The 22,575-nt window shown below is 68.1% G+C and carries 22 protein-coding genes, 2 tRNA genes and 1 pseudogene; 11 read left to right on the forward strand and 14 right to left on the reverse strand.

Annotated elements, in window-relative coordinates; genetic code table 11:
- Positions 1-2: 2 nt before the first annotated feature.
- Positions 3-680 (reverse strand): hypothetical protein, encoded by a 678-nt coding sequence (locus MCHUDSM44219_RS28470; RefSeq protein ID WP_131722319.1) that lies wholly within the window; start codon positions 678-680, stop codon positions 3-5.
- Positions 681-1,342: 662 nt separating this feature from the next.
- Between MCHUDSM44219_RS28470 and MCHUDSM44219_RS15890 the strand changes: the two genes are divergently transcribed.
- The 4 genes from MCHUDSM44219_RS15890 (at position 1,343) to MCHUDSM44219_RS15905 (ending at position 4,136) form a co-directional block, all read left to right on the forward strand.
- Positions 1,343-1,690: a sigma-70 family RNA polymerase sigma factor family protein gene (locus tag MCHUDSM44219_RS15890; RefSeq protein ID WP_131722320.1), complete on the forward strand. Its 348-nt coding sequence runs from the start codon at positions 1,343-1,345 to the stop codon at positions 1,688-1,690.
- A 42-nt stretch (positions 1,691-1,732) separates the two neighbouring features.
- A complete protein-coding gene (locus MCHUDSM44219_RS15895) occupies positions 1,733-2,563 on the forward strand; it encodes an adenylate/guanylate cyclase domain-containing protein (RefSeq protein WP_236695483.1) in 831 nt (276 codons plus the stop codon).
- A 102-nt stretch (positions 2,564-2,665) separates the two neighbouring features.
- On the forward strand, positions 2,666-3,475 hold the full coding sequence (locus MCHUDSM44219_RS15900; protein WP_413783614.1) for a L,D-transpeptidase: 810 nt from the start codon (positions 2,666-2,668) through the stop codon (positions 3,473-3,475).
- A gap of 7 nt (positions 3,476-3,482) precedes the next feature.
- Positions 3,483-4,136 carry a DedA family protein gene (locus MCHUDSM44219_RS15905; RefSeq protein ID WP_048419213.1) on the forward strand — a complete coding sequence of 218 codons (654 nt, stop codon included), beginning with the start codon at positions 3,483-3,485 and terminating at the stop codon, positions 4,134-4,136.
- A gap of 9 nt (positions 4,137-4,145) precedes the next feature.
- Here MCHUDSM44219_RS15905 and MCHUDSM44219_RS15910 read toward each other — a convergent pair whose 3' ends face one another.
- From MCHUDSM44219_RS15910 to MCHUDSM44219_RS15945, 8 genes are all read right to left on the reverse strand, one after another.
- Entirely contained in the window at positions 4,146-4,922 is a 777-nt protein-coding gene (locus MCHUDSM44219_RS15910; RefSeq protein WP_048419214.1) for an SDR family NAD(P)-dependent oxidoreductase, read from the reverse strand.
- A gap of 133 nt (positions 4,923-5,055) precedes the next feature.
- Complete coding sequence (locus tag MCHUDSM44219_RS15915; RefSeq protein WP_048419215.1) at positions 5,056-6,201, reverse strand: zinc-binding dehydrogenase; 1,146 nt, start codon at positions 6,199-6,201, stop codon at positions 5,056-5,058.
- 167 nt (positions 6,202-6,368) lie between these two features.
- Positions 6,369-6,442, reverse strand: a tRNA-Ile gene (locus tag MCHUDSM44219_RS15920).
- Positions 6,443-6,481: 39 nt separating this feature from the next.
- Positions 6,482-7,324, reverse strand: a complete 843-nt coding sequence (locus MCHUDSM44219_RS15925; RefSeq protein WP_048419216.1) for a carboxymuconolactone decarboxylase family protein — start codon at positions 7,322-7,324, stop codon at positions 6,482-6,484.
- Positions 7,325-7,332: 8 nt separating this feature from the next.
- A complete protein-coding gene (locus MCHUDSM44219_RS15930) occupies positions 7,333-8,706 on the reverse strand; it encodes a metallopeptidase TldD-related protein (RefSeq protein ID WP_048419217.1) in 1,374 nt (457 codons plus the stop codon).
- The gene (locus tag MCHUDSM44219_RS15935; protein WP_048419218.1) at positions 8,703-10,220 is read right to left on the reverse strand and encodes a TldD/PmbA family protein; all 1,518 of its coding nucleotides are present in this window, start codon (positions 10,218-10,220) and stop codon (positions 8,703-8,705) included. The genes MCHUDSM44219_RS15930 and MCHUDSM44219_RS15935 overlap by 4 nt, the downstream gene beginning before the upstream one ends.
- A 17-nt stretch (positions 10,221-10,237) precedes the next feature.
- Complete coding sequence (locus MCHUDSM44219_RS15940; protein WP_048419219.1) at positions 10,238-11,074, reverse strand: CbiQ family ECF transporter T component; 837 nt, start codon at positions 11,072-11,074, stop codon at positions 10,238-10,240.
- Positions 11,071-13,128, reverse strand: a complete 2,058-nt coding sequence (locus tag MCHUDSM44219_RS15945; RefSeq protein ID WP_048419220.1) for an ABC transporter ATP-binding protein — start codon at positions 13,126-13,128, stop codon at positions 11,071-11,073. The genes MCHUDSM44219_RS15940 and MCHUDSM44219_RS15945 overlap by 4 nt, the downstream gene beginning before the upstream one ends.
- A gap of 104 nt (positions 13,129-13,232) precedes the next feature.
- Here MCHUDSM44219_RS15945 and MCHUDSM44219_RS15950 point away from each other — a divergent pair, with 104 nt between their 5' ends.
- Both MCHUDSM44219_RS15950 and MCHUDSM44219_RS15955 read left to right on the forward strand, forming a co-directional pair.
- Entirely contained in the window at positions 13,233-13,673 is a 441-nt protein-coding gene (locus MCHUDSM44219_RS15950; RefSeq protein WP_048419311.1) for a MarR family winged helix-turn-helix transcriptional regulator, read from the forward strand.
- A 26-nt stretch (positions 13,674-13,699) separates the two neighbouring features.
- Positions 13,700-14,957, forward strand: a 1,258-nt coding sequence (locus MCHUDSM44219_RS15955) for an MFS transporter (protein WP_131722321.1), incomplete at its 3' end; no start/stop codon positions are given.
- Position 14,958: 1 nt separating this feature from the next.
- Here the strand turns inward: MCHUDSM44219_RS15955 and MCHUDSM44219_RS29010 are convergent.
- Positions 14,959-15,615, reverse strand: a pseudogene (locus MCHUDSM44219_RS29010) (VIT1/CCC1 transporter family protein); the annotation flags it as partial.
- Between the two features lie 94 nt (positions 15,616-15,709).
- Between MCHUDSM44219_RS29010 and MCHUDSM44219_RS15965 the strand changes: the two are divergent.
- Positions 15,710-17,671 carry an acyl-CoA dehydrogenase family protein gene (locus MCHUDSM44219_RS15965; protein ID WP_048419222.1) on the forward strand — a complete coding sequence of 654 codons (1,962 nt, stop codon included), beginning with the start codon at positions 15,710-15,712 and terminating at the stop codon, positions 17,669-17,671.
- Positions 17,672-17,674: 3 nt separating this feature from the next.
- Here MCHUDSM44219_RS15965 and MCHUDSM44219_RS15970 read toward each other — a convergent pair whose 3' ends face one another.
- Positions 17,675-18,145: an LppP/LprE family lipoprotein gene (locus MCHUDSM44219_RS15970; protein WP_048419223.1), complete on the reverse strand. Its 471-nt coding sequence runs from the start codon at positions 18,143-18,145 to the stop codon at positions 17,675-17,677.
- A 195-nt stretch (positions 18,146-18,340) separates the two neighbouring features.
- On the opposite strand from MCHUDSM44219_RS15970, the gene MCHUDSM44219_RS15975 reads away from it, so the two are divergent.
- Positions 18,341-19,954 carry a GMC family oxidoreductase gene (locus MCHUDSM44219_RS15975; RefSeq protein ID WP_048419224.1) on the forward strand — a complete coding sequence of 538 codons (1,614 nt, stop codon included), beginning with the start codon at positions 18,341-18,343 and terminating at the stop codon, positions 19,952-19,954.
- Entirely contained in the window at positions 19,954-20,391 is a 438-nt protein-coding gene (locus MCHUDSM44219_RS15980) for a hypothetical protein (protein WP_048419225.1), read from the forward strand. The genes MCHUDSM44219_RS15975 and MCHUDSM44219_RS15980 overlap by 1 nt, the downstream gene beginning before the upstream one ends.
- A 480-nt stretch (positions 20,392-20,871) precedes the next feature.
- On the opposite strand, the gene MCHUDSM44219_RS15990 is transcribed toward MCHUDSM44219_RS15980, so the two are convergent.
- The gene (locus MCHUDSM44219_RS15990) at positions 20,872-21,201 is read right to left on the reverse strand and encodes a hypothetical protein (protein WP_048419313.1); all 330 of its coding nucleotides are present in this window, start codon (positions 21,199-21,201) and stop codon (positions 20,872-20,874) included.
- Between the two features lie 210 nt (positions 21,202-21,411).
- On the opposite strand from MCHUDSM44219_RS15990, the gene mbp1 reads away from it, so the two are divergent.
- Positions 21,412-21,654 (forward strand): microaggregate-binding protein 1, encoded by a 243-nt coding sequence (gene mbp1 / locus MCHUDSM44219_RS15995; RefSeq protein WP_048419227.1) that lies wholly within the window; start codon positions 21,412-21,414, stop codon positions 21,652-21,654.
- A gap of 73 nt (positions 21,655-21,727) precedes the next feature.
- On the opposite strand, the gene MCHUDSM44219_RS16000 is transcribed toward mbp1, so the two are convergent.
- A tRNA-Asn gene (locus tag MCHUDSM44219_RS16000) sits at positions 21,728-21,800 on the reverse strand.
- A gap of 176 nt (positions 21,801-21,976) precedes the next feature.
- Between MCHUDSM44219_RS16000 and MCHUDSM44219_RS16005 the strand changes: the two genes are divergently transcribed.
- Positions 21,977-22,246 (forward strand): hypothetical protein, encoded by a 270-nt coding sequence (locus tag MCHUDSM44219_RS16005; RefSeq protein ID WP_048419228.1) that lies wholly within the window; start codon positions 21,977-21,979, stop codon positions 22,244-22,246.
- Here MCHUDSM44219_RS16005 and MCHUDSM44219_RS16010 read toward each other — a convergent pair.
- On the reverse strand, positions 22,243-22,521 hold the full coding sequence (locus MCHUDSM44219_RS16010; protein ID WP_048419314.1) for a DUF7155 family protein: 279 nt from the start codon (positions 22,519-22,521) through the stop codon (positions 22,243-22,245). The genes MCHUDSM44219_RS16005 and MCHUDSM44219_RS16010 overlap by 4 nt on opposite strands.
- Positions 22,522-22,575: the final 54 nt, after the last annotated feature.

The following is a 22,575-nucleotide window of genomic DNA, read 5'->3' on the forward strand; positions in this document are numbered from 1 at the left end:
CTCTACAGCTGGCCGAGGATCTGGTTGAGCAGGTTGACGATGTTCTGCAGGATTCCGCTGAGGACTCCCTCAGGACCGGCCAGTGCACAGAGCAGCTGGCCCAGCAGGCCACCGGCCGGGATCGCCGTGATCTCCAGATGCACCTGATTCAGCTGCACCCGCAGGCCCAGCAGGTTCAGGTCCAGCGGCCCCAGCACCAGGTCGAGCACCGAGCAGCTGGCTTGCTGGCTGGCGAACTGGACACCACCCTGGCCGGGCGTGGACGAAGAGGGCTCCGCCTGCGCCGCCGGCGGGAAGTTGATCGCGGAGACGGGCATCGCGAAGGTCGAGATGTTCACGTCCTGCGCGGCGCCCGGAGCACCCGAAGGCTGACCCCCGCCCGGCTTGACCAGCTTGCCGACCAGCTGACCGGTCAGGGCCACACCCGTGTTGGACGAGGTCGCGCCGTTCTCGTCGGATGCCGCCGGGCCGTCCTGCTTGGTGACCTCTTTCGCGGCGGTCGCCACGAACTGGCCGTTGAACTTCACTCCGTCCGGACCGGTGCCCTGCACCTGGACGACGTTCTTCTTGCCCACGCCGGGTGGTTGGGCGGATGCGGTGCTGCCGGTGACCAGACCGACCAACGCGATCATCGCGACGCTGACTGCCAGGGCGAGCAGTCGGGTTAAGCGTGACGTCATGGATGTGCTCCTTGTTTGTGGTGCAGGAAAGCAGCGATCCGGCCCCCGACATATCGGCCAGCGCGTCAACCCGGGAGGACAGGATCTGCCTGCCTGACGCGAATACGCCACTGCTCCCGGGGGTTCGATAGCCCCGGGCACCGACAGCTAAACGGTTCCGGCGCTTCTTGATTCGTATTCAGCAAACGAACCGGCCGGAACGACGACGCGTCAGCTTCGCCCGCAACGGTGTCCCAGATCTGGGACATCCTGGTGACGGGCGGCAAACAGCACTGAGTCGGGGCTACAGGCTAAGTAACTGAACTGACGCCGGCGGTGATTTGTATATTTGCGAGTGCAAAGACTGCTCACGGTTCATTGCAGCGGCGAGCAGCCCGGGCCGGTCAGCAGACAGGCCGGTGCGAAAGTGGCCGGATCGGACCACACCAGATCGACCACGGCCGCACCCACGATCTGGGGAATGATCAGAGGTCCCAGATCGCGGGTGAATTCGTCCTCTGAGCGGCTGCCGGCTTGCGCGTATGCCCGGATCCCCGCCCTCCCGACCTCGCCGTGGGCGTCATCCGCGGCATGACCGTGGTGATGGTGATCTTCAAACCGTCTGTGTTCGAGAGTTGTTGGCTCTGATCCCGCGGGAAGCCCTCGGGCACCGGGCCGCCGAGGTGGCCGCGATGCTGAACAGCATCGTGGACTCCGTCAACAGCGCACTCGAGTGTGCCCGCGCCGCGCTCGATTCCCGAAGGCCGACCGGTGGCGTCGACGCGCTGGTCGGCCTGCTGACCGCCGACGTGCGGCTGACGACGCCGTCGGTTCCGCTCGAGTATCACGGCTTTTCCGCCGTTGAGCCGTGCTACCGCAGCGTGTTTCGGCATCGGTGCTACGCACTTGTCGCGACCCGCGCAAACAGTCTGGTTGCCCTCGACCTGACGGGCGAGCGAATCAGCGCCGTCACCCGGTTCGACAACGTCGTGATGACGCGCGTCGGTCTGCCGCATTCGCTGCCGGTCTGACGGAAGGCCAGAACCCGGCCGGGTGTCCTCCATACTGAGCGCGTGGACATCGCGCTGCTGGTCATCACCCTGATCCTCTCGGCGGGGCTGATCACGCTCGGCGTGCTGCTCACCGTGTCGCGACGCCAGCTCAAGAATGCCCGGAAAGAGTTGCGGCGCAAGCGTGAGCGTCCGCCTGGCGACGGGCGGAGAAGGCGACCTGCAGTGGCGCCGCTGGCGGTCAGGACCGTGACGCACACACTGCGTAACGCCGACGCGCTGATCCGGCACGGCATCGTCGGCCCCGTCCGGAGCTCGGTCGACGAGCTCGCGGCGTGGGCGCGCGTCGAGCGGCCGGACCTGGCCCGCATCACCTCCGACGGTCGCGTGGTGCTGGTCTTCTCCGATATCGAAGGTTCCACCCAACGCAACGAATCACTCGGGGACCGCGAATGGGTGAAGCTCCTCGAACGACACAACGCGCTCATCCAGCGACAGGTCGCCGACCACCACGGTTACGTCGTCAAGAACCAGGGCGACGGCTTCATGATCGCCTTCGCCGATCCTGCCGACGCGGTGCAGTGCAGCATGGCGATACAGCGGACGCTGCTCGAGGACCCGGCGCGCTACGACGGAATCCGGGTGCGGATCGGCATTCACGCCGGCACGTCGGTTCGGCGCGGTGACGATCTGTTCGGCCGCAATGTCGCGATGGCGGCGCGGATCGCCGATCTCGCGGCCGGCGGCCAGATCCTCGTCAGCGACGAGCTACGCACGGCGATCGGGACCGCCGACATCGGATTCGACGAGCCCGTCGAGGTGGAGCTCAAGGGGCTCAGCGGTACGCAGTCGGTGTCTTCGGTCAGGCTGACGTCGCGAGACGCCGAGATCTGAAGCACCGCTGTGGAACACTGTTGCCACGACGGAAGGACGTGGATGTCGGACTGGACGTGGAGGAGGGCCTTCGCCGCGCGCACGGCAGCAGGCGTTGTTTCGATGGTGCTCGCGATCCTGGCAGTGGGCGCAGGAACCGCGGTCGCCCAACCCGCCCCCGGCGCTCCAGCGGGACAAGACCCGACGCCGTTCGTCGGTGTGGCGCCGTTCGGTCCGCCGAAAGTGGCCCCGGTCAACGGTTCTACCGTCGGCGTCGCCCAGCCGATCATCATCGACTTCCCGGGGCTCGTCGACAACTCCGTCGCCGCCGAAACCGCCGTCCACGTCTCTTCGAATCCGCCGGTTCCCGGCAAGTTCTACTGGATGACACCGACGCAGCTGCGCTGGCGGCCGCTGGATTTCTGGCCCGCACACACCACGGTGACCGTCGATGCCGGTGGCGCCGTGTTCAGCTTCCAGACCGGTGACAGCCTCATCGCCACAGCAGACGACACGACCCACCAACTGACCGTCACCCGCAACGGGACCGTGGAGAAGACGATCCCGATGTCGATGGGGATGGCCGCCGGCGGCCACCAGACGCCGAACGGCACCTACTACGTCCAGGAGAAGATGCCGTCGGTGGTGATGGACTCCTCGACCTACGGCGTACCGGTCGACTCCACCTACGGGTACAAGACGACGGTCGAGTTGGCCGTCCGCTTCGACGACAGCGGCGACTTCGTCCACAGCGCCCCGTGGTCGGTGGCCGACCAAGGCAAGCGCGACGTCAGCCACGGGTGCATCAACATCAGCCCGGCCAACGCCCAGTGGTTCTACGACAACTTCGGCGCCGGCGACCCGATCGTCGTGAAGAACTCCAGTGGCGGCACGTACTCCCGGCACGACGGCTCCAACGACTGGCAGCTGTAGCACCGGTATGAACGTCGAGGCCCTGTTGCAGGCGATCCCGCCGATCGCGGTGTATCTGCTGGTCGGCGGGGTCATCGGTATCGAGAGCCTGGGCATCCCCCTACCAGGCGAGATCGCACTGGTCAGTGCCGCGCTGTTGTCGTCGCGCCACACACTCGACATCAGCCCGGTCGGCGTGGCGGCGGCCGCCGCCATCGGTGCGATCATCGGCGACACGATCGGATACTCGATCGGGCGCCGGTTCGGGATGTCGCTGTTCGAACGACTCGGCAACCGCTTCCCGAAACACTTCGGGCCCGGACATGTCGCGCTGGCCAAAGGACTGTTTCAACGGTGGGGCGTCTGGGCGGTGTTCTTCGGCCGGTTCATCGCGCTGCTGCGCATCTTCGCGGGCCCGCTGGCCGGTGCGATGCGGATGCGCTACCCCCGCTTCCTCGCCGCCAACGCCGGCGGCGCGGTGGTGTGGGCCGGCGGCACCACCGCCGTCATCTACTTCGCGGGTGTTGCCGCCGAGCGCTGGCTCTCGCGGTTCTCCTGGATCGCCTTGGTACTGGCCGTCGTGATCGGCATCGGCGTGACACTGCTGATGCGCGAACAGACGTCGCGGCTCATCGCCCAGTTGGAAGCCGAGAACGACTGGGAGACGCTGCGACGCCATTGACGGGCGTGGCTACTTCGGTGGCATCCTGATTCCGCCGTCGACGCGGACCACCTCGGCGTTCATGTAGGAGTTCGTGATCAGTTCGACGACCATCGACGCGAGCTCCTCCGGCTTGCCGAGGCGTCGCGGGTACAGAACGGACTCGCCGAGCTTCGCCTTGAACGCCTCCGATTCCGGTCCCTCGCCATAGATCGGCGTGTCGATCAGGCCCGGAGCAACGGTGTTGACGCGGATCCCGACAGCGGCGAGATCGCGGGCCACCGGCAGGGTCAGTCCCACCACGCCGCCCTTCGACGACGAGTAGGCGGCCTGGCCGATCTGGCCGTCGAAGGCTGCCACGCTGGTCATGTTGACGATCGCGCCGCGCTCACCGGAGTCCGTGAGGTCGAGTCGGCTCATCGCCGTTGCCGCCAGCCGGATGCAGTCGAAGGTTCCGACCAGGTTGATCGCGAGCACCTTCTTGTAGGCGTCCAGGTTGTGCGCCGAGGAGAACTCGCCGTCCTTACCGATCGTCCTTTGCGCCCAACCGATTCCGGCGGAGTTGACCAGAACGCGAAGCGGTCCGAGATCGATGGCCGTGTTCACCGCGTCCTCGATCTGCGACGTGTCGGTGACATCGACGCTGACGTAGACGCCGCCGATCTCGTGAGCCAGTTCTTGACCGCGTTCGGCCTGCAGGTCGGCGATGACGACCCGGGCACCCTGCGATGCCAGTAGCCGGGCGGTGGCGGCGCCGATACCTGATGCTCCGCCGGTGACAATTGCGCTTGCTCCGTTGACGTCCACAGCGCGAGTGTAGGACAGGGTGTCAGGGAGGGCGGGCGGGGCTCGAACCCGCGGATTATCCTGCTGAGGCTGTTGCGGGACATGTTGAGAACGTCCCTGGGCTCTCCGCCCAGGGGCGTTCTGCCGCAAGCGTCTAGTGGGCAGCCTGCGGCGTGACGAGGAACTTCTCCCCCGTGGCCCGCTTCACGTATTCGTTGAACGCCTCGGGTTGGAGCATGCCGGCGAGAGACACCTCGCGGGAATAGCTGCTTGCGAAGATCGTTGCAAGCTCGGCGGCCACCCGAGCGCGCAGCCGACCAATGGTCTCGGCGCCTGCGCTCGCCAGAAATGGCGTCAGCAGCCATCCGCCGATCCCCCACGCCATACCGAAGTTCCTGGTCAGGATCGTCGGGCTGGTGTCGAGCCCGCCGTAGATATACACCTGCTTGTGGACGTTCGACCCGTAGCGTGAGTACTCTGCCGCGGTCGCGCTGGCCGCCTCTTCCATCGCATTGAGGATCTGGCTGGCCAGGGTTCCGCCGCCGATGGCATCGAACGCAATGGTCGCCTCGGTCGCGGTGAGCGCCTCGACCAGATCGGACTCAAAGGACGGCGACGTGGAATTGAGGACGTGTTCTGCGCCGAGGGACTTCAGCAGGTCCTCTTGCTCGGGCTTGCGGACGATGTTGACCAGCGGGATGCCGTCTTTCTGGCAGATCTTGACCAGCATCTGCCCGAGGTTGGACGCGGCGGCGGTGTGCACGAGGGCTGAATGTCCTTCGCGGCGCATGGTTTCCGTCATGCCGAGTGCGGTCAGCGGGTTGACGAACGACGATGCCCCGTCGCGCGCGGTGGCGCCGTCGGGCAGAACAAGAGCCGATCGTGCATCGACTGCGCGGTACTGGGAGTACATCGCACCGCCGGCGATGCCCACCGTTTTGCCGAGAAGGGCTTGGGCTGCGTCGGATGATCCGGCCGCGACGACAGTGCCCGCTCCCTCATTCCCAACGGGGAGGGATTGGTCGAGGCGCGCGGCGAGGGCGTTGACGGCGCCGTCTGGCAGCGGGGCGGTGACGATGGGGCGGTCGGGTGTGCCGCTCACCGTGGCTTTGGACATGTCGGCGCCGCCGACGAGAAGACCCAGGTCGGAGGGATTGATCGGCGAGGCCTCGATCCGTACCAGCACCTCGTTGTCGCCCGGGGTGGGTACGTCAACGTCCTGCAGCGAGAGTTCGAGGGTGCCCGCTGATGTCACCAGCGACCGCAGTTCGATGGCTGTGTCAGGCAGATCTGCGGCCATGGTCGTTGCCTCTTTCCAGATTGGGATTCATCTCAAACGATAGGAACTCACGGCGCCGAACGGAATGTTCCCGACGTCTCTCGAGGTTGATGAGGGCAAGATGAGGCCTCTGGGCGATGGTGTGGTTCCCGCACCGATCAAGGGCGTGACGTAACGGGCGTCTGAGGTAGGGCGGGCGGGGCTCGAACCCGCGACCAATGGATTATGAGTCCACGGCTCTAACCGACTGAGCTACCGCCCCATCGCGATGTACGCGGCCACCATGGTCGCACACCTAGAGTCAGGCGAATATCGTCTGTCCCGCCTCGTCGACCTCGTAGCGCTCGGTGCCCTCGGCCACCCGTGGGGCGTCCGCGGCCAGCGACACGGCGATCTTGTTGGCGGCGTTGCGCATGACGTCCAGCGTCAGCTCGAACGACTGCTTCTCCGAGAAGTACTTGTGCACCCCGTCCACCACCGCGTCGTCGATCTGCGAGGGCGACCAGATCAGCGCGTCGACGTAGCGCAGCGCCGCCTTGTGCGCCTTGGTCAGGTCCGGCGCCGTCTCGAAGTCCTCGATCTGGCGGTACAGGCTCTCCGAGCCGCCCGCGTCGAGGGCATGCGTTTCGCGCAGCGACTTGCACAGCCGGCAGTTGTGCGCGGCCGCTCCGCGCAGCCGCACCACTTCTGTCGTCACCGCGTCCAGTTCGCGCAGCCGCGCCACCGCGGGCACGAACCCGCCGAGCAGCTGCTCCACCGGATCGCCGTCGGCGTCCCAGGCCACCTCGGATACCCAGCCCGGCTTTCCGTGGCCGAGCGCCTCGCAGCCCGCCCACACCCGGGGCACGAAATCGGCGATGAACACCGCGACCACGACGCGAAAGGCGTTGTCTCCATACGCTTCTGTGAAGCACCGTCGCTGGTTGTCGCCGATGCCGGTGACGTCGGTGCAGAACTGCTCGGCGAATGCCGCCAGCACCAACTCCGCATCGGAGCGTCCGTCGGCGAGGTCGGCCGGCACCGGCAGCGGTGGCAGCGACAGCGCGCGCCCGCACGTCAACCGGATCAGGGTGTCGGCGCGGCTGTCCCCCGAGGACAGCGCGACGAGATCGGCCAGCTGTTCGGGCAGCGCGTGGTCGCTCACCCGAGTGATTATTGCGCCTGACTGACCGAAGACATGTGGAAGTCGGGAATCCGCAGGGACGGCATCTGCGCGCGGGTGGCCCAATCGCCCCACTCCCGGGGCAGTGTCGCCTCGCTGACCCCCGCCTCGGTGGCCCGGCGCAGCAGATCGAGCGGGCTCTCGTTGAACCGGAAGTTGTTCACCGCGGCGGTCACCTCGCCGTCCTCGACGAGGTACACCCCGTCGCGGGTCAGCCCGGTCAGCAGCAGCACCGACGGGTCGACCTCCCGGATGTACCACAGCGTGGTGAGCAGCAGTCCCCGCTCGGTCGAAGCGATCATGTCCGTCAGAGCCGTCGACCCTCCGGTCATCAACAGATTGTCGGCACCCACGGCGACCGGGGCGCCGAACTCGGCGGCCGCCGCCCGCGGATACGCCAGCGCGTTGATCACGCCGTCGCGGATCCAGTCGACCCGCTCGATGTCCATACCGTTGTCGAACACCGAGGCCCGCTCCGAGGACGTCGAGACGGCCACGTACGGCGCGCACTCCAGACCCGGCGCGTGCGGGTCGGAGTACAGCGTCAGCGGAAGATCGGTCAGCCTCTCCCCCACCCGGGTGCCGCCGCCGGGCGCCGCGAGCGCGGTCCGGCCCTCCTGCGCGCCGCGCCCGCCCATCGTCCACGTCAGGTAGATCATCAGGTCGGCGACCGTCGACGGGGGCAGGATCGTCTCGTAGCGGCCCGCCGGCAATTCGACGGTGCGGCGCGCCCACGACAACCGGGTGCTCAGCTCCTCGAGCAGCACATCGGCGGACACCCCGGCGAAATCGGGTGTGCTCACCCCCGCCCAGGCGCTGGCGCCGTCACGCTTGGCGTTGATCTCGACCGAGCCCGTCGGCTGCGTGAAGCGCCGGCGCAGCCCGCCCGACGTGGCGACGAACGTGGTCTCCAGGATGTGGCGGGCATAGCCGAACAACGTGTCGCGGCCCTGGAAACCGCGTGCGAGATCGGTTGCGACACCGGCGAAGACATCGGCCCCGGTGCCGGGGACGGGTGCGTCCCAGTTCGACGGAGCGTCACCACCGGGCAGCGGCGGCGCATCGTCGCGGGCTGGAGGCGCCGCGGCCGCGGCCCGCTGCGACGCGGCGACCAGGTCGCCGAGCACCGCCGGATCGACGGCGCTGGAGCGCACGGAGCCGACGTGCGCGTCGTCACCACTGCGGACGATGGAGATGACGGTGGTGGTCCGGCTCGTCGATTCCCCGTTGGTGGTCATCGTGTTGTTCGCCCACCGCAACGCGGCATCGACACGATCGGTGACCAGCACGACGGTCTCGTCGGCCCCGCCCAGCCGCGCCGCCTCGGCGAGCGCGAGGTCGACGACCTGTGCCGCGCCGATCATCGTCCGCCCTCTTCGCGCGTGTTGAGCACCGCGATGCCGCGGAACAGCGCCGACGGGCACCCGTGGCTGACCGCGGCGACCTGTCCGGGTTGGGCCTTGCCGCAGTTGAACGCCCCGCCGAGGCGCCAGGTCGATTGCCCGCCAACGGCTTCCATCGCACCCCAGAAGTCCGTGGTGGTCGCCTGGTAGGCGACGTCGCGCACCTGCCCGTCCAGCCTGCCGTCCCGGATCCGGAAGAACCGCTGACCCGTGAACTGGAAGTTGTACCGCTGCATGTCGATCGACCAGCTCTTGTCGCCGACGATGTAGATCCCGTCGCTCACCCGGGCGATCAGGTCCTCGGTGCTGACGTCGTCGGGGGAAGGTTGCAGCGACACGTTGGCCATCCGCTGGATCGGGACGTGGTGGGCCGAATCGGCGTAGGAGCAGCCGTTGGACCGGGCCACCCCCAGCCGCGGGGCGAACACCCGGTCGAGCTGATAGCCGACGAACAGACCGTCGCGCACCAGATCCCAGCTCTGCGCGCGCACGCCCTCGTCGTCAAATCCGATGGTCGCCAGGCCGTGCTCGACGGTGCGGTCGGCGGTCACGTTCATCACCGCCGAACCGTAGGCCATCCTGCCCAGTTTGTCGGGGGTGGCGAACGAGGTGCCGGCGTAGGCTGCCTCGTAGCCGATGGCCCGGTCGTATTCGGTGGCGTGGCCGATGGATTCGTGGATGGTCAGCCACAGGTTCGACGGGTCGATCACCAGATCGGTCGGTCCGGCGACGACACTGGGCGCCTTGACCTTCTCGGCCAGCAGGGCGGGCAGCGCCGCCAGCTCGCCGCTCCAGTTCCAGACCTGGTCACCGGCAACGGCTTCCCAACCGCGGCCGGTCGGCGGCGCCAAGGTGCGCATGGTCTCGAACGTGCCCGCCGCCGCGTCCACCGTGACCGCGTCCAGGTTGGGCAGCACCCGCACCCGCTGCTGGGTGATCGAGGACCCGAAGGTGTCGGCGTAGAAGGTCTGCTCCTTGGCCGCGTGCAGCCACGCCGACACGTGATCGACCCCGTCGGAGGCCAGCAGCCGGCCCGAGTAGTCCTCGAGCACCGCGATCTTCTCCGCGACGGGCACCGCGAACGGATCGATGCGGTAGTCCGAGACCCACGTCATGTCGCGGTACACCGGCTCCGGCGCGAGCTCGATGCGTTCGGCGTTGAGCGCCGCCAGCGTGGTGGCCACCCGCACCGCCCGCCGCGCTGTCTCGACGGCCGCGTCCGGGCTCAGTTCGGCGTGCGACGCGAAACCCCACGTGCCGTCGACGATCACCCGTACCGCGAGGCCGATCTCGTCGTCGACGACGGCGTTCTCCAGGGCGCCGTCGCGCAACTGCACGGTCTCGGTGGTGATCGCGTGGATGCGCAGATCGGCATAGCTGGCACCGGCGTGCAGCGCCGCAGTCAGCGCCGCGTCGGCGAGGGACTGGCGGGGCAGGGCGAGGAAGTCCGCGTCGACTGTTCGGGGCGCCGTCACGCCCCTACCGTATCGGCTCAGCTACGCGCGGCGCTGGTCGGAAACACGGTGAGCTCGACGGCCAGCGCCACGGCGCACACGGCGATGACGACCGCGAACGCCACCCAGTCGCGGCGCGCGGGCCGCGACGGGGCGGCCGAGATCTGGCCGGCCCCACCACGCGCGGTGATCGCGTCTCCCATCTCGTCGGCCCGTCGCAAGGCGACGGTGATGGCGGCGGCGAGCAGATCGATCAGCTCGGCGGCCCAGCGTCGTCCCCGCGCCCGCCGGTGCACATCGACGTCCTGCGGTCGCAACCGGCGTGCCGCGTAGAGCACGCTGAATTCCTCGATCAGCATCGGAAAGGCTCTCAGCGCCAACGACAGTGCGACCGCCCAGTCGTCGACGGGGATGCGCAGCGGGCGTAGCGGGCGGCCCAGGGTGGACACGGCGGGTGCGATCTCGGCGACGTTGGTGGTCCACGACACCATCGCGCCGAGGCCGAGCAGCACGATCGACAGCGCGGTGATGCGCAGGAAGTTCAGCAGCCCGCCCAGGCCGATCTCGACCGAGCCGAGGGCGATCACCGGACTGCCGCCGGCGAACGTGGCGGTCAGCGCGCCCAGCCCCAGCAGGAACCACAGCCAGCGCGGAACCGTGGGCAGCACCCCGCGCGGGATGTGGGCCATGCGCGCGGCCACCGCGACCAGCAGCGCCACCGCAGCGATCGGCACCCAGCCGGGATAGAACGTCAGCAGCACACCGATGCCGGCGACGATGAGCAGTTTGGCACCGGCCCACAGGTCGTGGATCACGGTTCGTCCCGGCACCGGCCGCAGCAGAACGACCTGGCGGCGCTGCTTGCGGCCGCTCACGGCAGCCCTCCCGCGTTGGTGGGAGCGGCGGCCAGTTCGCCGTCCTGCAGGTGCAAGGTGCGCGGGCAGAGGTCCTCCAACCCCGCGAAGTCGTGCGAGATCACCACGACGGTCAACCCGTGCCGCCGGCGCAGGTCCTCGAGCAGCCGCAGCAATCCGCGCGCCGAGGCCGCATCCAGGCCGGCCAGCGGCTCGTCGAGGATCAGCGCCCGGGGCGAGCGGGCCAGCAGTCCGGCCAGCACGACGCGCCGCATCTGGCCGCCACTGAGTTGGTCGATGCGGCGTGAGGCCAGCGTCGGGTCCAGCCCGACGGTGTTGAGAGCCTCGGTGACCTTGGCCTGGTCGTACATCGAGAAGCCGGCCGACGACGCGATCTCCAGCGCGACGTGGCTGCGCATCAGCTGCAGCCGGGCCGCCTGGAACGAGATCGCCACGCCGCCAACCTGTTCGGACACCGGTGCGCCGTCGAGCAGGCACTCCCCGACGGTCGGCACGGTGAGCCCGGCCATGATCCACGCGAGCGTCGACTTGCCCGAGCCGTTGAGCCCGTGAATCAGCACGCCGTCGCCCTCGTGCACGGAGAAGTCGATTCCGCTCAGCGCCGTCTTCGCCCACGGCGTGTCGTAGCCGTACACGTGACCGACTCCGCGCAGTTCCAGTACCGGTCGCCCGGCAGGACGATCCGGGGCTGTCGAGGCCACCGGCACCTCGGCGGTCTCGACCATCTCCGGGTCGGCGAGGTTGTCGGCGCTGGCGCCGTTGCCGCTCAGCGTGACCGTGCGGTCGGCGGCCTCGGCCTCGTCGTTGTAGTGCGTGATGTGCACCAGCGCGGTGCGGTGCCGGCGGGTCAGCCCGGACAGCACCGACATCAGACCCTCGCGGCCGTCCTGGTCCACCATGCTGGTCACCTCGTCGGCGATCAGCAGTGCGGGCTCACGCGCCAGCGCGCCGGCCACGGCGAGGCGCTGCAGTTCACCGCCGGAGAGCCCACCGGTGTCGCGCTCGCCGAATCCGTCGAGGCCGACCTCGCCGAGCAGCCGGTCGACGTCGATCGACGTCCCCGGCGGCAGGCCCCACACCACGTCGTCGGCGACGCGCGTGCCCAGCACCTGGCTCTCGGGATGCTGCATCACCACCGCGGTGCCGCCGGTGCGGCCCAACCCGACCGCCCCGGGCCGCTGCACCGTCCCCGCGGTCGGCTCGCGGCCGGAGAGCACCAGCATGAGCGTGGTCTTGCCCGAGCCGTTGGCCCCGGTGACGGCGACGTGTTCGCCCGGCTGCACCGTCATCGACACCGGACCCAGCGCGTCCTGGGCCGACGACGGGTACCGGAACCGGACGTCGTGCAGCTGCAACGGCACCGGGCCGACCGGCCCGTCGCCGATCGGCGTCTCCAACTTGTGCACGTCGGGAACCCCGACCAGGCGTGTCATCACGCGCGACAGCGCCCACCAGCCGACGAGGCTGACCCACAGGATGGTGCCCACGCCGATCGCGAACAACAGGATCGGCCAGTAGTGCAGCGCGGTCGCGAAGTCGGCCTTGAGCCGCTCGGCGGCCCCCTCCAACTGCGGCACCCGGGCCATGATGGCGGCCACTCCGTCCACGTTGGCCGTCATCGAATCGAAGATCAGGTGTCGCAACCGGCTCAGCACCGTCAGCGCGGCGACGGCGAACACGCCGAACGCCGCGCCGGCCACCACCGAGGAGGCGACCACCGTCGGCGTGCCGCGTCCGCGGCGTTTGACGATGCCGGTCAGCCCCCCGATGTAGGCGCAGTTGACGACGGTCATGAAGCCGCCCATGCCGGCGATGAGGAAGGCCACCAGACCGCCCGCCACCGTGGCGGTGATGAGCACCCGCAGCCGGTACCGGTAGGCCAGCAGACCCATCGGGACGGTGCCCAGCAGGGAGAGTCCGGCCGCGAAGGGCACGACGACGGCGATGATCGCGATGGCCGCGCACAGCGCCGCCATCACCGAGGCCTGAGCCAGTTCGACCGGCTGCAGGGAACCCGACCGTCGCGGGGTGCGCTGCGGGCCGGCCGTGGTCATTTCACGATTCTGCCAGCCCGTCCGCGGACCCGACGCCCGGCATGTGACCGCTGCCACGGCACGGACGGTGGAATACATAGGAATTCTATGGAACTATGGCGGTCATGTCCTCGACACTCGGTGCAGACCTGCTCTCGGTGGTGGCGCGGCTCAACCGGCTGGCCAACCAGCGGGTGCGGATGCCGATCCCGTTCGCCCAGGCCCGACTGCTCTCCACCATCGAGGACCGGGGCGAGGCGCGCATTTCCGACCTCGCCGCGCTGGACCACTGCTCGCAGCCCACCATGACCACCCAGGTGCGTCGCCTCGAGGACGCCGGCATGGTGACCCGGACCGCGGACCCGCAGGATGCGCGGGCCGTGCTGATCAAGATCACCCCCGAGGGGAAGAAGGCGCTGCGCCAGGCCCGGGCCGATCGCGGCGCCGCCGTCGATCCCTATCTGGAACGCCTCAGCGAGGCCGACCGCGAGCGCCTCACCGAGGCGGTTGACGTCATGCGTCGCCTGATCACCGACGCCACCTCCCCCCGCACCACCGCACGCTAAATCGTCCGAAAGGAGTGGTTCGCCCCATGTGGCGCCAACCCAAGGCCGTCTGGGCCGTCGCGTTCGCTTCCGTCGTCGCCTTCATGGGGATCGGTCTCGTCGACCCGATCCTCAAGCCGATCGCCGACAACCTCAACGCCTCGCCGTCGCAGGTCTCCCTGCTGTTCACCAGCTACATGGCGGTGATGGGGGTGGCGATGCTGATCACCGGCGTGGTGTCCAGCCGCATCGGCCCCAAGCGCACGCTGCTGATCGGCCTGGTGATCATCATCGCCGGCGCCGGGCTGGCCGGCATGTCGGACACCGTGATGGGCATCGTCGGCTGGCGGGCGCTGTGGGGCCTGGGCAACGCGCTGTTCATCGCGACGGCCCTGGCGACGATCGTCAACTCCGCCCGCGGCTCGGTCGCCCAGGCGATCATCCTGTACGAGGCCGCCCTGGGCCTCGGCATCGCCGTCGGTCCCCTGGTCGGCGGAGTACTCGGTGAGATCTCCTGGCGTGGGCCGTTTTTCGGTGTCTCGGTGCTGATGGCCGTCGCGCTGCTGGTCACCACGTTCCTGCTGCCGTCGACCCCGCCCGCCGCGCGGGCCACGACGCTGGCCGACCCCTTCCGGGCGCTGGCACACCGCGGACTGCTGGGGGTCGCGACGACCGCGCTGCTGTACAACTTCGGCTTCTTCACGCTGCTCGCGTTCACCCCGTTCCCCCTTGACATGGGCGCCAAAGAGATCGGCCTGATCTTCTTCGGCTGGGGTCTGGCGCTCGCCTTCACGTCCGTGTTCGTCGCGCCGCGTCTGCAGCACCGCTTCGGCACCGTGCGGACGCTGGTCATCAACCTGCTGCTGATGACGGCCACACTCGCCGCGATGGCGGTGTGGACCGAGCACAAGCCGGTGCTGGCCGCGTGCGTGGTGGTGGCAGGTCTGTGGATCGGCATCAACAACACCCTGATCACCGAGACGGTCATGAAAGCGGCCCCGGTGGAACGCGGTGTCGCCTCAGCGGCCTACAGCTTCATGCGCTTCGGTGGTGCCGCGGTGGCGCCGTGGCTGGCCGGTGTCCTCGGCGAGCAGGTCAGCGTGCACCTGCCGTTCTGGGTCGGCGCGGGCGCGGTGCTGCTGGCCGCGGTGGTGCTGACGACGACGCGGACGCACCTGAGCCACATCGACGACGAGGAGACCGAGCTCGACGAGCTCACCGCCGAGGCGCGCGGCCGTCGGGTATCGCACCGATCTGCACCTCGAGGTCGGCGCCCGGGCAGAATGCGCGCAGCGCGTCGGTCTCNGAACGTCAACTGGCGCGCCGATCCCCACGCCGGTGACCGGCGGGTGATGCGCGCTGCAGCAGCCCCGGCCAGCATCAGCCCGAAACCGCCGAAAGCCAGCCCCGCCCAGAGGAGTTCGTAGCCCAGCAGGTACGGGATGAGCGGGATCACCGCACCGACCGCGAACATCACGAACGACGATCCGGCGGCCAGCCACGGCGAGGGCTTCTCCCTGGGATCGACGCCGAGCTCCTGGATCAGGTGGAAGTTGATCGCCTTGTGGTCGTCCTGGTGGATCTCCTCGGACGCCTTGGCCGCGGTCTCGGCGGACATCCCCAGCGCGACGAGCTTGGCGACCAGTTCGGCTTGCTCGGCCTCGGGCTGGCGCCGGAACGACGCGCGCTCGACGTGTACCTCGGAGTCGATCTGCTCGTTGGCGGTCGTCACGGACGTGTACTCGCCCAGCGCCATCGAGAAGGAGCCGGCGAGCAGTCCCGCGACGCCGCTGATCACCACCGTGTGCGCGTCCGCGCTGGCCGCAACGCCCGCGATCAACGCCGTGTTGCTCACCAGCCCGTCCATCGCGCCGAACGTCGCGGCCCGCAGCCAACCGCCGGTGACGTCGGCATGCCGGTGATCGTCGACGTGGGCAGCCCCTGAGTCGGTCATGGCGATCATCTAACGCCGCGTCGCGAACGCCGACGAGATCTCCGATGGTGACGGTTTGCGACATCACAGTTTGCGCGACGGTTTTGCGGGCTACCGTCGAGGTATGACGACCACTGCGGAGTATCTGCGGAATTCTCTCGACGGACGCTGGCGCGATGTGAAGAACCGGGTGCGGAAGGAACTCAGCAACGAGATCTTCCGTCCGCACTACACGCCCAACACCGTCATCGCCCGCACGAAAGTGGCGGAGCAGTTGAAGATCATGGCCTCGCGCGGCGCGGCGGAGGACGGGTTCAAGAAGGAGCACGGCGGCAACGGCGACGTCGGCGCCGCCGTCACGCAGATCGAGATGCTCGCGATGAGCGACCTGTCGCTGATGGTCAAGGCCGGTGTGCAGTGGGGCCTGTTCGGCGGCGCGATCGAGAACCTGGGCACCGAGCGCCATCACCAGGCCTACGTCCAGAAGCTCATCAACCTCGAGGTGCTCGGCTGTTTCGCGATGACCGAGACCGGGCACGGCAGCGACGTCCAGTCCATCGAGACGACGGCCACCTACGATCCGGCCACCGAGGAGTTCGTCATCGACTCCCCCACCCCGTCGGCCCGTAAGGACTACATCGGCGGTGCGGCCGAGACCGCCCGTGTGGCAGCAGTTTTCGCGCAGCTGATCACCCCCGATGGCGAGGGCCACGGCGTGCACTGCTTCGTGGTGCCCATCCGAGACGACGACGGCAACGATCTGCCCGGCGTCACCAGCTCGGACTGCCACTACAAGGGCGGCCTGCCCGGCGTCGACAACGGCCGCCTCCAGTTCGACCACGTCCGCATCCCGCGCGACAACCTGCTCAACAAGTACGCCGACGTCGCCGCGGACGGCACGTACACCTCGCCGATCGAGAACCCGAACCGGCGGTTCTTCACGATGCTCGGCACGCTGATCCGCGGGCGGGTGACCGTCGGCGGCAGTGCCGGGGCCGCCGCCCGGGTCGCCCTCGACATCGCGACGCGCTACGCGTTGCAGCGCCGCCAGTTCTCCGATCCCGACGGCGGCGAGGTCCTGCTGATGGACTACCTCGTCCACCAGCGTCGCCTCTTCCCGCTGATCGCCCGCTCGTATGCGCTGCAGTTCGCGCAGAACGAGCTGGTCGCCAAGTGTCACGAGTTGCAGACCGCCGACGATCCGGATCCCGAGGAGCAGCGCGAGCTGGAGTCCCGGGCGGCGGGACTCAAGGCCGCCAACACCTGGCATGCCACCCGGGCCATTCAGGAGGCGCGCGAAGCCTGCGGTGGCGCAGGCTATCTCGCCGAGAACCGCCTGATCGCGCTCAAGGCCGACACCGACGTGTTCACCACCTTCGAGGGCGACAACCACGTGCTGTTCCAGCTGGTGGCCAAGGAGCTGCTGACCGCTTACGCCGACGACATCAAGGGCATGAGCCCGGTGGAGTGGGTCGGGTTCGCGGCCCGGTTCGCCGGCGAGCGGGTGCTGAAACGCACTGCGGCACAGACGATCATGCAGACCATCTTGGACAGCCGCGAGGACAACGAGGAAGAAGGCAGCCTCTTCAACCGTGGCACCCAGGTCAAGATGCTCGAGGACCGCGAGGAGTACATGACCGCGTCCGTCGCGCGGCGCCTGCAGAGCAAGTCCAAGGAGATGAGCGCGTTCGAGGCGTTCAACTCCGTGCAGGACCATGTGCTGCACGTCGCGCAGGCCCACATCGACCGGATCGTCCTCGAGGCGTTCGTCGCGGGCATCGACGGCTGCCAGGACCGGACCGCCCGCGAGATCCTCGGCCTGGTGTGCGACCTGTACGCGCTGACCGTGATCGAGGAGGACAAGGCGTGGTTCGTCGAGCACCGCTTCCTGTCCACCGAGCGCGCCAAGGCGGTCACTCGCGCCATCAACGATCGCTGCAAGCGGCTGCGGCCCTACGCCGAGCTGCTCGTCGACGGCTTCGGCATCCCGGAGCCGCTGCGCTACGCGGAGATGCTGCACCCCGAGCACATCCCCGACGCCGACGACCACGTCCGCCAGGACGCGACCAGCGCGGGCGTGATCTGACGCCTACGGGCCGGGGATCGGGTCCAGGATGGTGAGCCTGCCGTCTTCCAGCGTCACCCGCGCCGATCCGATCCCGGTGGGGCAGCACGCCGGTTCGGAGCCCTGGCGCCACTGATACTGCACGACGGCATCGTGGTCGCCCTGGGCCGTGACAGTGATGTACGGGCGCGGGTCGGGTGTCGGTGAGCCGACGCCCTTCTCGCCGTCGAAGAACAGCACCTGCTGCGGGCTGTCGGAGGCGCTACCGGCGCTGACCACCACCCAGGTGAGGCGGCAGTCCGCCGCGTGCCCCCGCGCCGCCTCGGTCCACGGGGCCGGCGGAAGCAGCGAGATCTCGTCACTGAGCGCGGCCGCGGCCGGACCGGGCCCGCACGCCGCGGTGCTCGTCGGCGCCGGCGACGGCGGACTCCAGCCGCATGCGGCGGTCAGCAGTCCCACCATGATCGGCGCCGCCAGGGCCCGCGACAGTCGCATGCGTTCAACAATAGGCAGGCGCGCCGTGGCAGCCGGGCGGTCGACAGACCGACCGTGAGTGTCTGGCACTGCCGTCGTGGTGCTGCTCCTCACCCTCGGCGGTGAAGCTTCCCCTGCGGATGATCACCTAGTTGTATAAATTATTTGATGCGGGGCTCGCATCGACTGCGGGCGCAACAGGCGAACTGGAGTTGGATGAAGACCTACGAACGGAACGAGGCGGTCGACGTAGTGATCGTCGGGGCCGGCCCCGCGAGCGCCACCGCCGCCAAGCGGCTCGCGGAGTCGGATTTCGGGGTGGTCGTCATCGAACGGGGCGAGTGGCCGGATAACTCGACGATGCGCGGCGACGAGTCAGACTTCGAACTCTTCCCGGGGCGGGATTGGCAGACCCGTCCGGGTGACCGCGCCCGACCGTGGGATCAACCTATTGACGAGACGGATTCCGACGTGGGAGTCCTGCTCTGGAACGGCGTAGGCGGCTCGGCAATAGGGTATGCGGCTCAGTGGCACAGAAACATGCCATCCGACTTCAGAACCTACAGCCTGGAAGGCGTTGGTGATGATTGGCCGGTCGACTACCGAGAACTCGTACCGTACTACCGCCGCATCGAGCGCGACTTCGGAATTTCCGGGCTCAACGGCGACCCGGCGGTACCGGGCACCGACTATCCGATGCCGCCGGTACGGATCCGTAAGTGGGGTGAGCTCACAGCCGCGGCACACAACCGTCTCGGTTGGCATTGGTGGCCAGGCTCGAACGCGATCGCGACCGTACCCTATGGCCCGCTGAGCCCCTGCACTGAGATGGGCACCGAAATGTACGGCAGCCCAGACGGTTCCCGATCGACTACCGATGTGACCCACTGGCCCGTGGCGATCGCCAACGGCGTTGAACTTCGCACGCGTTCGTATGTGTCGCGAATCGAGACCGACGCGAATGGACTTGCGCGCGGCGTCACCTACTTCGACGCCGCCGGCATCGAGCAGTTTCAAGCTGCCCGCGTCGTCATTCTCGCTGCCGGCGGCGTACACACCCCCTGGCTACTCCTCAACTCGGGGAACAAGGACGGCGGCCTGGCCAACGGGAGTGGCCTGGTGGGTAAGCGCCTCATGATGCATCCGACCAGTACCGTTGTCGGCGTCTTCGCCGATCCGATCGGTTCGACCCAAGGCGCCTGGGGCGAGCAGGCTTACTCCATGCAGTTCTACGAGACGGATGAATCGCGGGGGCATGTCCGAGGCGCGAAGTGGGGACTCATGCCCACCGGGGGTCCCTTGATGATGATTCGCGAATACCCCTGGGGCAGAGCAGATTTCTGGGGTCCATCGTTTCACGACACCGTAAGGTCGCGTCTCGGGCACTCCGCACTCTGGTCGATCACGTGCGAGGACCTACCCGAAGTATCCAATACGGTGACGATGAGCGCCACAGTCACAGACACGTACGGGCTACCCGCTCCGAAGATCGACTATCGGCTGTCCGAGAACAGCGCCAAACTTCTTGGCTGGCATGAGGATCGGGCCCGCGAATCCTGGCTCGAGGCGGGAGCGGCCGGCACCGTCACAGCGTCCCGTATTCGCAATACCGGCTGGCACATGCTCGGAACCACGCGAATGGGGACTGATCGCGATGATTCCGTCGTCGACCCCGAAGCACGCTCTCATGACATTCCCAACCTGCTCGTGTTCGACGGCAGCATCTGGCCCACCTCATCAGGACTGAACCCGACCGCGACCGTTGTCGCGCTGGCACTCCGCAACACCGAGCGGCTCATCGCCCGCCGAAGCAATCAGGAGACGCCCTGATGACCGAAGCAATTCTTGCCGAACTCCGCGAGTTGTTCGCAAACATCGCAGACGAACTCATCCCCGCGGAGCCAGAATTCCCAGCGCCGAGCGCGATGAGTATCGGCACCGTTGGTCTGGACCGGCTACGACGAGTACATCCCGCGCTCGGCGAGCGCACTCTGCGCGCGCTGAAGGCATTGTGGAATTCGTCGTTGCTCTCCGCCGCCGCAGCGCGTCACGACATGCCGGCGGAGTTCACGGTAATCACGGAGGCTGTGGCCGGCATTTATCTCACCGAACCGTCCGTGGCCGCTGCGTACGGATACGCCGGGCGGGTCCGCCTTGACGCCGGCGACCCTTACGCACGCATCGCGGAGTACCGGACACTAACCGCACCGGTTGTGTCGCGGGGCTGGGTGTGGCACGGCGACGGATCCGGCGGGCTCGACGTATGAGTTCCACATGGGCAGGCGCGATTTAGACTGCGGGACATGCTCGATGAGTCGGCGGCTCGCGAGATCGCGCTGACGAAACTCTCGCCGGACGAAGCGGTGCTCGGCGCGGCCCGCGACTCGACCAGGGCTGGTTCTTCCCGTGCGTGATGAAGGACGTCGACGTCTTCGCCGGCGTCATCGTGCACAAGGAGAATGGGCAGCCCCTCATGGTCTTGGCGGCGTCCCCCATGGCCGAGGATCTGACGCTCTACGACCGTGGGTACCAATACACGATCTGGCGATCTCGTCGTCCTCAGAGCTACACCCGGGCGCTCAGGACACGTAATAGAGGTTCGGCCGGGTGTACCGCGTGGGTCGTGGGATGACCGAAGCCGAGATCCGCGACAGGCTCCGGGAACTGCCCGGGACCTTCAACTGCGCCCCTCACCTTCGAGATCTTGGAGTACCGACCCAAACAGTGACGGCGCCGACCGATTCCCGTCAGCCCTCGCCGCCGAGCTCCGTCTGGTCGCGTTCGTTCTCCCCGACGTCCTGGGCCATCACCGACTCGTCGAGCCACCTCTGCACATCACCCCCGAGGCGGTCGACGGCCAGCTCGGCGAAGTCGAGGGCCTGCACGGCCATCGCGGCCAGGATCTTCATGGCCCGGCCGCTGCCGTGGATCTCGACCATCAGCGCGTGCAGCGCGTCGTTGTCCTCGCGGTGCAGGGCCGAGAGATAGCGCCGGGCATCGGAGAACTCGCGGTCGACGTGGGCCGACTTCCGGCGAAAGTCGTCCGGTGAGGGCAGATGGTCGGGCACGTGGGTCATGGCTGACTCTTTTCCGGCGGTGGACCCCATTACATCCCGTGCCGATCACCGCGGGAGAGGTTTGGACAGGACGACGGGTCGGCCTGACCGGGACTGCTTCGTGGCGTCGCGACGTGACCCCCCTCACAACTGCTAGCTGAGCGCTTGCAAGAGCTAGCGCGGGGGTACGAGTACAGGGACAGGATGACGAAGCGACAAGGAGATATCGACATGGCTGATAGCAACAGCGGTCCGCTCGCCGCGGTGAACAGCATCATCAACGGCGCGGTGGGCATCGTCAAGCAGGTGCTCGGAATCGTTCTGAACCGCGACAGCCTCCAGGAGGAGGGCAAGGCGCAGCAGGACAAGGCCGAGGCTCAGAAGGACGTGGCGAAGAAAGAGGCTGAAGCCGAAGCCGCCCGCGCAGAGGCGAAGGCTCAGGAGACGCGAGAGAAGGCTGCTCGCAACAGCTAGGAGCCACACGAAGAGGGGCCACACCCACGCTGGGTGTGGCCCCTCTTTCGTGTTCAGGCGGGATGTATCTCGGCTCCCCCGGCTGGACTCGAACCAGCAACCCTTCGGTTAACAGCCGAATGCTCTGCCAATTGAGCTACAGGGGATTGCCCTCCCGCGGGCGCTGTGCCGCGGGCCAGAGAGCACTCTAGCCTACGTCCGGCCGCGGTCGCCAATGCGTTCCCGGCCGGGCGCGCAGCCCCTTCCGTGAGGCAGGATGGGAGGGGATGGACGGCGTGGGATTCGGTTGCGCCGTCACGCGAGACAGTTCTGGAGGAGCCCTGTGATCGGGTATGTCGCCGTTGCGGCCGTCGGCTACGTGTTGGGCACCAAGGCCGGCAGGCAGCGCTACGAGCAGCTCGCGGGAACCTACCGCGCGGTGACGGGCAGCCCGGCGGCGCGGGCCGTCATCGACGCGAGCCGACGCAAGATCGCCGAACGGGTATCGCCGGACCCGACGATGGTGCAGGTGACGCCGATCGACGCCGGCACCGAGGTGTTCGAACCGGGCCGGCCGGAGAAGAAGAGGAAAGCCGCGGGCGAGAGCCGCTAGCCGATGCCCCGATTGATCGTGGTCCCCGGGAACAGCGGGCCCGTGCTGAACTCCAGCCCGTTACCGCCGAATCCGATCGACGGTGTCCCGATCTGCCCGCCGGTGCCGTTCGAGTAGCCCAGGCACTGGCCATCGTCCTTGTTGCCGAACCAGGCAAGGCAGCGCGGGCCGGCCTGCGCCGTGGCATCGGGGCTGCTCAGCGAGGCGTACAGCGGGACGGCGACGGCCGCGGCCGCGACGGCGCCGACGATCAGCCGGGCTGCGTGAGCCCGCATGGTGTGAACCAGCATCGACAACTCGCCTTCTCCCCGACTCCCATGACAGCAGAC

Origin of the sequence: Mycolicibacterium chubuense (genome assembly GCF_001044255.1) — a bacterium.
In the GTDB taxonomy this organism is placed as follows: Bacteria; Actinomycetota; Actinomycetes; order Mycobacteriales; family Mycobacteriaceae; genus Mycobacterium; species Mycobacterium chubuense.